At 58.0% G+C, this 12,723-nt stretch carries 13 protein-coding genes; 8 read left to right on the plus strand and 5 right to left on the minus strand.

The features are described 5' to 3' along the window. Positions 1-35 precede the first annotated feature (35 nt). Positions 36-821 carry an outer membrane protein OmpK gene (locus ACZ3HH_RS15365; RefSeq protein WP_465805677.1) on the plus strand — a complete coding sequence of 262 codons (786 nt, stop codon included), beginning with the start codon at positions 36-38 and terminating at the stop codon, positions 819-821. 118 nt (positions 822-939) lie between these two features. Here the strand turns inward: ACZ3HH_RS15365 and ACZ3HH_RS15370 are convergent, their stop codons facing one another. Both ACZ3HH_RS15370 and ACZ3HH_RS15375 read right to left on the minus strand, forming a co-directional pair. Continuing rightward, on the minus strand, positions 940-2,112 hold the full coding sequence (locus ACZ3HH_RS15370; protein ID WP_465805678.1) for a patatin-like phospholipase family protein: 1,173 nt from the start codon (positions 2,110-2,112) through the stop codon (positions 940-942). A gap of 35 nt (positions 2,113-2,147) precedes the next feature. Continuing rightward, positions 2,148-3,080: a lipid A biosynthesis lauroyl acyltransferase gene (locus ACZ3HH_RS15375; protein WP_465805679.1), complete on the minus strand. Its 933-nt coding sequence runs from the start codon at positions 3,078-3,080 to the stop codon at positions 2,148-2,150. Between the two features lie 118 nt (positions 3,081-3,198). On the opposite strand from ACZ3HH_RS15375, the gene minC reads away from it, so the two are divergent. The 6 genes from minC to ACZ3HH_RS15405 all read left to right on the plus strand — a co-directional run bounded on the left by minC (position 3,199) and on the right by ACZ3HH_RS15405 (position 7,929). Then, entirely contained in the window at positions 3,199-3,936 is a 738-nt protein-coding gene (minC, locus tag ACZ3HH_RS15380; RefSeq protein ID WP_465805680.1) for a septum site-determining protein MinC, read from the plus strand. A gap of 200 nt (positions 3,937-4,136) precedes the next feature. After that, positions 4,137-4,949 (plus strand): septum site-determining protein MinD, encoded by an 813-nt coding sequence (gene minD / locus ACZ3HH_RS15385; RefSeq protein WP_447959858.1) that lies wholly within the window; start codon positions 4,137-4,139, stop codon positions 4,947-4,949. Further along, a complete protein-coding gene (gene minE, locus ACZ3HH_RS15390; protein ID WP_048394400.1) occupies positions 4,949-5,203 on the plus strand; it encodes a cell division topological specificity factor MinE in 255 nt (84 codons plus the stop codon). The genes minD and minE overlap by 1 nt, the downstream gene beginning before the upstream one ends. 182 nt (positions 5,204-5,385) lie before the next feature. Then, positions 5,386-6,021 (plus strand): RluA family pseudouridine synthase, encoded by a 636-nt coding sequence (locus tag ACZ3HH_RS15395; RefSeq protein WP_463851552.1) that lies wholly within the window; start codon positions 5,386-5,388, stop codon positions 6,019-6,021. 209 nt (positions 6,022-6,230) lie between these two features. Continuing rightward, positions 6,231-7,520 (plus strand): M18 family aminopeptidase, encoded by a 1,290-nt coding sequence (locus ACZ3HH_RS15400; protein WP_465805681.1) that lies wholly within the window; start codon positions 6,231-6,233, stop codon positions 7,518-7,520. Positions 7,521-7,752: 232 nt separating this feature from the next. Further along, positions 7,753-7,929 carry a hypothetical protein gene (locus tag ACZ3HH_RS15405; RefSeq protein WP_007898847.1) on the plus strand — a complete coding sequence of 59 codons (177 nt, stop codon included), beginning with the start codon at positions 7,753-7,755 and terminating at the stop codon, positions 7,927-7,929. A gap of 95 nt (positions 7,930-8,024) precedes the next feature. Here the strand turns inward: ACZ3HH_RS15405 and ACZ3HH_RS15410 are convergent, their stop codons facing one another. From ACZ3HH_RS15410 to ACZ3HH_RS15420, 3 genes are all read right to left on the minus strand, one after another. Then, positions 8,025-8,276 (minus strand): bacteriocin immunity protein, encoded by a 252-nt coding sequence (locus tag ACZ3HH_RS15410; RefSeq protein ID WP_465805682.1) that lies wholly within the window; start codon positions 8,274-8,276, stop codon positions 8,025-8,027. Between the two features lies 1 nt (position 8,277). Next, entirely contained in the window at positions 8,278-10,251 is a 1,974-nt protein-coding gene (locus ACZ3HH_RS15415) for an S-type pyocin domain-containing protein (RefSeq protein WP_465805683.1), read from the minus strand. A gap of 195 nt (positions 10,252-10,446) precedes the next feature. Then, positions 10,447-11,160: a UTRA domain-containing protein gene (locus ACZ3HH_RS15420; protein WP_465805684.1), complete on the minus strand. Its 714-nt coding sequence runs from the start codon at positions 11,158-11,160 to the stop codon at positions 10,447-10,449. Positions 11,161-11,510: 350 nt separating this feature from the next. On the opposite strand from ACZ3HH_RS15420, the gene ACZ3HH_RS15425 reads away from it, so the two are divergent. Next, positions 11,511-12,575, plus strand: a complete 1,065-nt coding sequence (locus ACZ3HH_RS15425; protein ID WP_123360109.1) for an ABC transporter substrate-binding protein — start codon at positions 11,511-11,513, stop codon at positions 12,573-12,575. Positions 12,576-12,723 lie beyond the last annotated feature (148 nt).

Consider the following 12,723-nt stretch of genomic DNA (forward strand, 5'->3'; position numbering starts at 1 on the left):
TAACGTGGAACCACCTACTTTTTGGGAGCAACCGAATGAAACGTACGTGCACCAGCCTGATGCTCGCGGGATCCTTGCTGGCCGGGGGCCAGGCAATGGCCGGCGACTTGCTGCAATGGCAGAACAACAGCCTGACCTACCTCTATGGCAAGGACTTCCAGGTCAACCCGCGCATTCAGCAAACCGTCACCTTCGAGCACGCCGATGCCTGGAAGTACGGGGATAACTTCTTCTTCGTCGACAAGATTTTCTACAACGGCGAGAAGGACTTCAACGCCGGCCCAAACACCTATTACGGGGAGTTCCAGCCACGTATTTCGCTGGGCAAGGTCCTCGACCAGAAGATCGAATTCGGCCCGGTCAAAGACGTGCTGCTGGCCATGACGTACGAGTTCGGTGAAGGCGATACCGAGTCCTACCTGATCGGTCCGGGTTTCGACCTGGCAATTCCCGGGTTCGACTACTTCCAGTTGAACTTCTACCAGCGTCACACCGAAGGCAGTCGCCCGGGTGACAACGTCTGGCAGATCACCCCGGTCTGGTCCTACACCATTCCCGTGGGCGATTCGAACATCCTGATCGATGGTTTCATGGACTGGGTAGTCGACAACGACCAGAACAGCAAAGGCACCTACCACGCCAACCTGCACTTCAACCCACAGGTCAAATACGACTTGGGTAAAGCCCTGAACATAGGCGAGAAGCAGTTGTACGTCGGTGTCGAGTACGACTACTGGTCAGACAAGTACGGGATCAAGGACAGCCAGTACTTCAAGACCGATCAGAGCAACACGAGCTTCCTGGTGAAGTTCCACTTCTGATCGCAAAAGCATCGCGGGCAAGCCACGCTCTCACAGGTTCTGTGTCGTTCACATCATCGGCGAACGACACAAAACCTGTGGGAGCGTGGCTTGCCCGCGAATAGCCGCACCGCAAATCTCAAGCCGAAACCGCAGGCTCCACCAACCCCAGAAACCGGCACAGCTCATCCCGCTTGGCCAACGCATCGCGCCGCCCCAGATCGATCAACTCGCTGCAATACCCCGCCTCGAACAACAAATAACTCAGCACCCCCGCCCCGCTGGTCTTGGTCGCCCCCGGCCCGCGCAAAAACAGACGCAAGGCCGCCGGTAATTCCTGGCGATGCCGCGCCGCAATTTCATCGATCGGCTGACTCGGCGAAATCACCAGCACCTCCACTGGCGCTGCTCCCAATGCACGACTCGGTGTGCCGTCGGGCAGCAGATGGCTGAACTGATTCAGACGCTGCAGCAACTCGATATCACTTTCCAGGCTGTCAATGAACGTACTGTTGAGCATGTGCCCGCCGATTTGTGCCAAGGTCGGCTGCTGACCGGTGTAGGCGCGTAGTAGTGGCTGTTGCGGGTCGACCCCGCGCGGGTTGCCGCTGACGCCCACCACCAGCACGCGGCTGGCACCCAGGTGCAGGGCCGGGCTGATCGGTGCCGATTGGCGTACCGCGCCATCGCCGAAATATTCTTCGCCGATTTTCACTGGCGCAAACAGCAACGGAATCGCCGAACTGGCCAGCAAATGGTCGACGCTCAATTGTGTCGGCACGCCGATTCGCCGATGGCGCAACCAGGACTCGATGGTGCCGCCCCCCTGATAAAACGTGACGGCCTGACCGGACTCATAGCCAAACGCCGTGACCGCTACCGCCTTCAATTGCTTTTGTGCGATGGCCTCGGCAATCCCGGACATGTGCAGTTTGTCGTTGAGCAAACCGCGCAGCGGCGAGCTGTTGAGCAGGGCCACTGGCACCGGAGCGCCAATCCCCATCAGATTGTGACTGACAAAACGGGTGGCTTGATGGATCACCCCCGGCCAGTCGCTGCGCAACACCAGATGGCTGCGGAAACCTTGCCAGAAGGCGGTCAGACGCTGAATCGCGCCACGAAAGTCCATTGCCCCGCTGGCCAGGCTGACCGCGTTGATCGCACCGGCCGAGGTGCCGACGATTACCGGAAACGGATTCGCCGCCCCCACCGGCAGCAGCTCGGCAATCGCCGCCAGCACGCCCACCTGATAAGCCGCCCGAGCCCCGCCGCCGGAAAGTATCAACCCTGTAACCGGTTCAGCAGAACTCATCGCAACACTCCATGGTGCTTAAAGGGATCGGTGACTCAACCGCGTTTGGCGTACAGCTTCGGTTCGCCCGGTGGACGGGTCTTGAAGCGGCGATGTGCCCAGAGGTATTGCTCCGGACACTCGCGCAACGCGCTCTCGACCCACTGGTTGATCCGGATGCAGTCAGCCTCTTCCGTCTCGCCGGGAAAGCCCTCGAGCGGCGCATGAATCACCAACCGATAACCACTGCCGTCAGCCAGGCGCTGCTGGGTGAACGGCACTACCAGCGCCTTGCCCAGCCGCGCGAACTTGCTGGTGGCGGTGACCGTCGCCGCCTGAATCCCGAACAGCGGCACGAAGATACTTTGTTTGGCGCCGTAGTCCTGATCCGGTGCGTACCAGATCGCCCGGCCTGCCCGCAGCAGTTTGAGCATGCCGCGCACGTCGTCGCGCTCCACCGCCAGCGAGTCGAGGTTGTGCCGCTCGCGACCACTACGCTGGATGTAGTCGAACAGCGGATTCTTGTGTTCGCGGTACATGCCATCAATGGTGTGCTGCTGACCGAGCAGCGCCGCGCCGATCTCAAGCGTGGTGAAATGCACGGCCATCAGAATCACACCCTTGCCGTCGCGCTGGGCCTGCTTCAAATGCTCCAGACCTTCGACATGGGCCAATTTCGCCAGACGCTTGCGCGACCACCACCAGCTCATGGCCATCTCCAGGAAGGCGATGCCGGTGGAGGCGAAGTTTTCCTTGAGCAGGCGCTTGCGCTCGGCAGCGGACTTTTCAGGGAAACACAGCTCGAGATTGCGCTTGGCAATGCGCCGTCGGTCGCCGGCCACCCGATACATCAATGCGCCCAAAGCGCGACCGATCGACAGCAGCGCCGGATACGGCAGCTGCACAATCAGCCACAACAGCCCCAAGCCACACCACAGCGGCCAGAAACGTGGAGAAAGAAATGCTGTTCGAAAACGCGGGCGATCCATTAAAGGTTCCGTCAAGACAGTGGCCGCGCATTCTACATCGTTCGACCCGGCTTGCGGCCTGCGGGCGTTCTCGTTATAAGTCTCGGCACTTTTAGTGACAAGCCGTTGTATGCCGACCATGAGCCAAACCGAACCGCTAGACCAAGATCCCGTGTTCCAGTTAAAGGGCAGCATGCTCGCCATTACGGTGCTGGAACTGGCCCGTAACGACCTTGAGAACCTTGATCGACAACTGGCCGCCAAGGTCGCCCAGGCGCCCAACTTTTTCAGCAACGCGCCGCTGGTACTGGCCCTGGACAAACTTCCGGCCAGCGAAGGCTCGGTCGATCTTCCAGGGCTGATGCGCATCTGCCGCCAGCATGGCCTGCGCACCCTGGCGATCCGGGCCAGCCGCATCGAAGACATTGCCGCCGCTATTGCCGTCGATTTGCCGGTGCTGCCGCCGTCCGGCGCCCGGGAACGCCCCCTCGATCCCAACGAAGGCATCGTGACGAAAAAGCCGGAGAAACCACCGGAACCGACCATCAAACCAACCAAAATCATTACCTCGCCGGTACGCGGTGGCCAGCAGATTTATGCCCAGGGTTGCGATTTGGTGGTGATTTCGTCGGTCAGCCCGGGGGCGGAACTTCTCGCCGATGGGAACATCCATGTATACGGCGCGATGCGCGGTCGTATCTTGGCCGGCGTCAAAGGTGACACGAAAGCCAGGATTTTCTGTCAGCAAATGACCGCTGAACTGGTCTCCATCGCCGGGCACTACAAGGTTTCCGAGGATCTGCGTCGTGATCCATTGTGGGGCGCGGGCGTACAAGTCAGCCTGTCGGGCGACGTGTTGAACATCATTCGGCTTTAACGGATACTGCCGCATTTTCCAAGCATCTCTAAAACGTAGCGAAAACGGCTCAAACGAAGTAGGAAAAAGGCTAAAAGCAGTGTTTACCGGGGGTAAACGCCGCTCAGAACCGGATTCCAGCCAAGGCTGTCCGACTGCAGTAGTTTTTCAAGAGATGTTTTTCAGGGGCTAAACGTCCTTTTCCTTAGGGGTAAAACACCTTGGCCAAGATTCTCGTGGTTACATCCGGCAAGGGTGGTGTGGGTAAGACCACCACCAGCGCCGCTATCGGTACCGGCCTCGCTTTGCGTGGTCACAAAACAGTAATCGTCGACTTCGACGTTGGTTTGCGTAACCTCGACCTGATCATGGGTTGCGAACGCCGCGTGGTGTATGACTTCGTCAACGTGGTAAACGGCGAAGCCAACCTGCAACAGGCTCTGATCAAAGACAAGCGTCTGGAAAACCTATACGTATTGGCCGCCAGTCAGACTCGCGATAAAGACGCGCTGACCCTGGAAGGCGTCGAAAAGGTCCTGATGCAGCTCAAAGAAGACTTCGAATTCGTGGTCTGCGATTCTCCGGCAGGCATCGAGAAAGGCGCCCACCTGGCCATGTACTTCGCTGACGAAGCGATTGTAGTGACCAACCCGGAAGTCTCCTCTGTACGTGACTCGGACCGCATGCTGGGCCTGTTGGCCAGCAAGTCCCGTCGCGCCGAGAACGGCGAAGAGCCGATCAAGGAACACCTGCTGCTGACCCGCTACAACCCGACACGCGTGAGCAACGGCGAAATGCTCGGCGTCGAAGACGTCAAGGACATCCTCGCGGTGACCCTGCTAGGCGTGATTCCGGAATCGCAAGCCGTCCTCAAAGCCTCCAACCAGGGCGTGCCAGTGATTCTCGACGACCAGAGCGACGCCGGTCAGGCGTACAGCGATGCCGTCGATCGTCTGCTGGGCAAAACCGTGGACCATCGTTTCCTCGATGTCGAGAAGAAGGGATTCTTCGAGCGACTTTTTGGAGGTAGGTAATGAACCTTTTTGACTTCTTTCGTGCCAACAAAAAGCCTAATACCGCCTCGGTAGCGAAAGAGCGTCTACAGATCATCGTGGCGCATGAACGCGGCCAGCGCAGTACGCCGGATTACCTGCCAGCCTTGCAGAAGGAGCTGGTGGAAGTGATCCGCAAGTACGTCAATATCGGGTCCGATGACGTGCACGTCGCTCTGGAAAACCAGGGCAGTTGCTCGATCCTGGAACTCAATATCACCCTGCCAGATCGCTGAGTCGATCCGGCGGGAGCCACGGCGGCTCAGGCTCTTACGCACTCCGTAGGAGCGAAGCTTGCTCGCGAACACAGGCAACTCGGTGTATCTGATAGACCGGATTGATGCTTTCGCGAGCAAGCTTCGCTCCTACAGGGCGCGGGGCCTGAGCCGCCGTTGGCGTTTGTTACGAGGCTGTTTTAATGCCGTTGTCCAACATCCGCATCATCTATCAGGACGCCGCCGTACTGGTGGTGGACAAACCGACCCTGTTGCTCTCCGTCCCTGGCCGGGCCGATGACAACAAGGACTGCCTGATTACGCGCCTGCAAGAAAACGGCTACCCGGAAGCACGAATTGTTCATCGGCTGGACTGGGAAACTTCCGGCATCATTCTGTTGGCCCGTGACCCGGACACTCATCGCGAGCTGTCTCGGCAATTTCACGACCGCGAAACCGAAAAAGCCTACACCGCCCTGTGCTGGGGACAACCGGAACTGGACAGCGGCAGCATCGACCTGCCCCTGCGCTACGATCCGCCGACCAAGCCACGCCATGTGGTGGACCACGAGTTCGGCAAGCACGCCCTGACATTCTGGCGTGTGCTGGAGCGTTGTGGCGACTGGTGCCGCGTCGAGCTGACGCCGATCACCGGCCGTTCTCACCAGTTGCGTGTGCACATGCTCTCCATCGGTCACCCGCTGTTGGGTGATGGGCTCTATGCCCATGAGCAAGCACTCGCTGCCTGGCCACGTCTGTGCCTGCACGCGAGCATGCTCAGCTTCACTCATCCCCAGACTGGCGAACGTTTACGCTTCGAGTGCCCTGCGCCGTTCTGACTGCCAATGCGATAAAAACTGTGGGAGCGGGCTTGCCCGCGATGAGGTCGGCACAGCCAGCATGGATGTTGCCTGACCCGCCGCCATCGCGGGCAAGCCCGCTCCTACAGGGTTCTATTGAAGACGTAAACTCGTAGCACCCGCAGCAGTCCACCGCCAATTCTGTGACCAATACGTTAAACTGGCGCCACTGCTGTCTGGAGCTTCTTATGCGCGAAGAGTTGAACCAAGGCCTGATCGACTTCCTCAAGGCCTCCCCTACCCCATTCCATGCCACCGCCAGCCTTGTTCAGCGTCTGGAAGCGGCCGGTTTTGTGCGCCTCGACGAACGCGAGCCGTGGACCACCGAAGCCAACGGCCGTTACTACGTCACCCGTAACGACTCTTCGATCGTCGCGTTCAAAATGGGCCGTCATTCACCCCTGCACGGCGGCATCCGTCTGGTCGGCGCTCACACCGACAGCCCGTGCCTGCGGGTCAAACCCCAGCCGGAGTTGCAACGTCAGGGGTTCTGGCAACTGGGCGTAGAAGTCTATGGCGGTGCGCTGCTGGCGCCGTGGTTCGACCGCGATCTGTCTCTGGCCGGCCGCGTGACTTTCCGCCGTGATGGCAAGGTCGAGAGCCAGTTGATCGACTTCAAGGCTCCGATCGCGATCATCCCGAACCTGGCCATTCACCTCAACCGTGAAGCCAACATGGGCTGGGCGATCAATGCCCAGACCGAACTGCCGCCGATCCTCGCGCAATTCGCCGGTGACGAGCGCGTGGACTTCCGCGCCGTGCTCACCGATCAACTGGCCCGCGAACATGGCCTGAACGCCGACGTGGTGCTCGATTACGAGCTGAGCTTCTACGACACCCAAAGCGCCGCGGTCATCGGCCTGCATGGCGATTTCATTGCGGGTGCGCGCCTGGATAATTTGCTGTCGTGCTACGCCGGCCTGCAAGCTTTGCTGACGACCGAAACCGACGAAACCTGCGTGCTGGTCTGCAATGATCACGAAGAAGTCGGTTCCAGCTCGGCTTGTGGCGCCGACGGTCCAATGCTTGAACAAACCCTGCGCCGTCTGTTGCCCGAAGGGGATGAATTCGTACGGACCATTCAGAAATCCCTGCTGGTCTCGGCCGACAATGCCCACGGTGTGCACCCGAACTATGCGGACAAGCACGACGCCAACCACGGCCCGAAACTCAACGCCGGCCCGGTGATCAAGGTCAACAGCAACCAGCGCTACGCCACCAACAGCGAAACCGCCGGCTTCTTCCGCCATTTGTGCATGGCCGAAGAAGTGCCGGTGCAGAGCTTCGTGGTGCGCAGCGATATGGGCTGCGGCTCGACCATCGGCCCGATCACCGCCAGCCACTTGGGCGTACGCACCGTGGACATCGGCCTGCCGACGTTCGCCATGCACTCGATCCGTGAACTGTGCGGCAGCCATGATTTGGCGCACCTGGTCAAAGTACTGAGCGCGTTTTACGCCTGCCGCGAATTGCCGTAGTCCTTGGTGATTAAAAGGTAACTTTTGTGGCGAGGGAGCTTGCTCCCGCTCGGCTGCGCAGCAGTCGTAACTTGGCGAACCCAATCTCACTGATAACCCGATATTGCTTGTTTTTGGGGCTGCTTCGCAGCCCAACGGGAGCAAGCTCCCTCGCCACGATGATCTTCATCACCTCCGCTCGTCCGAAAGCCGCCTAGACTTGCAATACCCCCTCTGCGACAAGGCTGTCACCATGATCTCGCTGTCTTCGTTCCACGCCATGCTGATCCCGATTCTTTCCGGGATGATCATGCTGGCCATCGGCTTCAACTTCCGCGACAAGAACGCCGGTGTGTTCGCGATGTGGGTCGGCATGCTGATGATCCTCGCCACCGTGATCTACAAGATCCTCGCCAAACTCAACGAATAAATCCTCGCGCCCGGCTCGCATTGATTTTGATGGGCCACGTATTAAGCCCCTATCGGCGACAGCTTGCCGACAGGGGCCAAATTACTCACTAAACATTATTGTTTAAAGCCGGGCTTACCATTAGCTGCGCGCCATTCCTTCACTGTCTTCAATATCCCCTCTGGACTATCATCCTCATCAGGGAGAGGGTAATAGATAACCCCATAACTTCTTGGGTGCTCCGAGGCCGTTACAAACTGATCGATCAAGACGTTGTGGCTTTGTTCATCTGGAGAATTAACAAAACAAATATCATTCAAAAGAGCTAAAAACTCACTCTCCGTATATTCTTCAAATTTACGCTGCATTTCAAACCCCTCCATTAACAGAGTGAATTTCCACATGTCGCTTTGGCGTTACCACTCTCAAATTATCCATGTCGTAGACCTCACCTCCATTTTTTATATAGTCTAAATGATGTAGCTCAAATACTTTATTACCACCCACTCCCTCCTCCGGGATAGCAACCGGTGATCGCCCTTTCGCCATCAACGCCCGATTACTGTTCCTGAACTGCTCAGACAATTCGAGGTCAGCGCCAACCGCTTTCCAAAACGCCTCCCTAAACGCCCTGAAATTCCTGAACTGCCTACCGCTCAACTGATCTGCAATCTGCGACGGAATAGGCGCGCCATCACCTTGCGAAGCCGCTTCCAGCCATCTACCGACAACCGGCTCTCCATCACCCATGGCGACCCCGGCATCCTCCCGGGGGTCCCGGAACATCACATACTGCGGGGGCAGGCCAGAATCCGCCGGAAACACAATAATGTAATCATCGAAGCCGGCTTCACCAACAGCCGGATGACTGTCGATTCGTCCTTCGACGGGGATTATGACGCCACCCGCATACCGCGGCGGACTCGGTTCCTGGACGGGCAGCGCAGTCGAACTGCTGTCCGGAGTAATCAGTGGCGTCCATACCAACGTCCTGGGGGGAATATCGGGGATGATGGCGCTATAGACGTTCTCTTGCGGGTTGTAAACAGCCGCCACAACCGGCACACCAGCAGGGAGGCTCACTCCATCGACCGCAACGACAAGTAACTCCGATCGATCGCCCTCTGTTGCCCTGGAACTGAGACGCACCGGTACATCAAGCAAACCTCCTTGCTTCGCTAGATCGTCGAGATCAGGCAAAGGAGCGGATATGAGATCCTCCAAGGGATAACTGAACATGTACCTTTTCGGTAATTCACTATTGGCCAGTTCAGGTGAGTAAACCAACGCGCCTACCCCGACCATGAAACCCGCTGCCGTCCCTGCGGCCAGACCGGACAACGCGGCGATCGCAGAGCGTATAGCTGCGCGCAATGCCGCCAGCACATCTTCGGCAATTTCCATGGTGCCGTTCGGAATTGTGAATCCAGGCTGAGCGTGAGTGGTGGCGCCATGTATGTGATATGTATTCGCGGCTCTGGTGGCGAGTTCCAAGCGTCGAAGTTCGTCATCCACCAGGCGTTGTGCTTGCTCGGCCGCCTCGATCCGGGCCTGTTCTTCCGCCCTTTGACTAGCCAGTTTTTCTGCCTCAAGCCGAGCCAACGCTTCAGCCATTTCCTTCGCATATGCCTCGGCCGCTATACGCGCTCGCTCTTCTGCCAATCGCCTGACTTCGTTTTCCGCGGCGATACGTGCTAACTCTTCTGCCACTCTACGGGCTTGTTCCTGCGCAATACGAGCCTGCTCTTGAGCGACTTGCCGCTCATGCTCCGCCGCACGTCGTGCCTGCTCCTGTGCGATGCGATTGGCCTCCTGACCTCGTAACGTAGCAATGATGCCTCTCACGCCAACGGATTGTGCGTTTAACCGCGCGATGCCCTCAGCCAGCAACTTGGCGTTGAACAATGCGGCGTAAGCCTCACGGACAGAGACTCCACTGGCCCCGGCCCGACGGTTTACCTGAGGCAACCGTCCCCGCATCAGAAATGTATCGACCTGTGTCTGGCCGAACCTTTGACTGGCCGTACTCTTGGCTGACGGCAGTGCGCCGGCTTTTCTGGCGATCAAACCTTCCCGGACACCCAACTCACGTACAAAGGCCTGCAGGGGAGGCAAAATGCTTGTATCGCCTGCTGCCCGGACTTGCGCAAGTTCTACCTCAAGGGTATGCGCAAGATTATTGGAGAACTCTTTGTAGGAATTCTCCATATCCAGAATCTCACCCAGCGGCGCGAAATCGATTCCAGGCCCTGAGCCATCTCCTGCCCCCAAGTAATGCAAATACTCATCTTGTTTATCCGGGCGAACAACCGTAACCGGAAGTGTTATTCCATTCCCTGACATAGAACTTCTCCTAATAGACTTGCGTCGTGATAGCAGGACAAGCAGGAGTGAGCATTTAATATGCACGCACTCAACGTGCTTTCCCGCTACAGGCAAATTTATGAGAATCAGAAGCTTAAGATGCTGTACATATATATAGACAGGAATTATTTTCGAATAAATTTCCAGCGGTGCTCCTACAGAAAATCCAAAAACTCAAACCACATCCACCCCGACATGAATCGCATCATGGCGCCAGAACTCCAGGTCACAATCGATCAGTCGTTCATGCTGATCGTAATTGACCCGCGCAATCCGCAACCCCGGGCTCCCCACCGACACCCGTAAAGCCGCCGCCGCATCCACCGACAACGCCGTCGGCACAATCTCGAAACGCACCCGCCCGTAATGCAAGTTGTAGTGCCGCGCATACAACTCGGTGATTGACTGATTCAAATCGAAATCGAGAATCCCCGGAAAATACTGCGGATTCAAATAGTGCTCCACGTAAAGCACCAATCGCCCGTCAATCCGTCTTGAGCGGCAGATCTGGATCACGCTCGACAGCGCCGGCAACTGCAACCAGGCACACACCGCCGCCGACGCCGGTTGCAACCGCGCCGAGATCACCTCGGTGGACGGCACCCGCCCCTGCGCACTGACCATCGCGTGAAAGTGGCTGCGCTGCATCAGGTTATAAGCCAGTCGCGGTGGCGACACGAACCAGCCGCGCCGTTCCTCGCGATAAATCTGGCCCTGGGCCTCCAGCTGCAATAAAGCCTCACGCACGGTGATCCGCGTGGTACCGAACAACTCACTGAGCTTGCGCTCTGCCGGCAACTTGCTCCCGGGCGCCAACAAGCCGTGGTCGAGCTGTTCCTGCAGAACCTGCCCGATGGCTGTCACCGCTTTGGTGGTCTCGATGCGCATCAACGTTACCTATCTGGACTAGACCAGCACTGATTCAGGGCAGAACCGTAATTCAAATCGGTTCCTTCAACTGCCTGCAAGCCTAGGCACTGCACATGACTGACAGATGACAAAGCCGCCGAACGGTTGCGCCAGACACCTGCAATTTTATAGCCAAGTCCCTTTCATATCAGCTCTTTAGCCATGGTCTACGCTTATCTCGCACCCCGCGTATCCGAGCACAGAAAATTCAGGCCGACCGGTCGTCGACATCAAAATGTCATCCAATCCGCCTAAATTGGCTCAGGTATTGCTGACCTAGACCAACACAACCGCAATCGCAGCGTTGAAAACGCCCAAAGGAGCTTCGGATGAAACAGTTTTTCCTGGCATCACTGTTAGGCTCGACCATTGCCCTGTGCACCACCGCCATGGCGGCGGATGATCTGAAAACCCTGGAAGCCGCTGCGAAAGCGGAAGGCGCAGTCAACAGCGTCGGCATGCCCGATGACTGGGCCAACTGGAAAGGCACCTGGGAAGACCTGGCCAAGAAATATGGCCTGAAACACATCGACACCGACATGAGCTCGGCTCAGGAAATCGCCAAGTTCGCCGCCGAAAAAGACAACGCCAGCGCCGACATCGGCGACGTCGGTGCCGCCTTCGGCCCGATCTCGGTCAAGCAGGGCGTGGTGCAACCTTACAAGCCAACTACCTGGGAACAGATTCCGGATTGGGCCAAGGATAAGGACGGTAACTGGGCGCTGGCCTACACCGGCACCATCGCATTTATCGTCAACAAAAAGCTGCTGCACGGTTCTGAAGCACCGACCAAATGGGCCGACCTCAAGACTGGCAAGTACAAAGTCTCTATTGGCGACGTGAGCACCGCGGCCCAGGCGGCCAACGGTGTACTGGCCGCCGCTCTCGCCAACGGTGGTGACGAGAAAAACATTCAGCCAGCCCTGTTGCTGTTCGCTGACATTGCCAAGCAAGGCCGCCTGTCCATGGCCAACCCGACGATCGCCACCATGGAAAAGGGTGAGATCGAAGTCGGCGTGGTCTGGGACTTCAACGGTCTGAGCTACAAGGCCAAGATGGCGAATCCGGATGACTACATCGTGCTGATTCCATCCGATGGCTCGGTGATTTCCGGTTACACCACCATCATCAACAAATACGCGAAGAACCCGAACGCCGCCAAGCTGACCCGCGAATACATCTTCAGCGATGCCGGCCAAATCAACCTGGCGAAAGGCAACGCTCGTCCGATCCGCGCCGAACACCTGAAGTTGCCGGAAGAGGTCAAGGCCAAGCTGCTGCCTAACGAGCAGTACAAAAAGGTCACGCCGATCAAAGACGCCGACGCATGGGAAAAGACCTCCAAGTCGCTGCCGCAGAAGTGGCAGGAAGAAGTCATCATCAACATGCCGTAAGGCTGTAGATCCCCACATTGGGTACCCAATGGAGATCCAGTGTGGGAGTGGGCTTATGGTGAGGGGGCTTTTGTGGCGAGGGAGCTTGCTCCCGTTGAACTGCGCAGCAGTTCCTTTTTTGGGGCCGCTTCGCAGCCCAACGGGAGCA

The organism is Pseudomonas sp. PME37.24/025 (assembly GCF_055556615.1).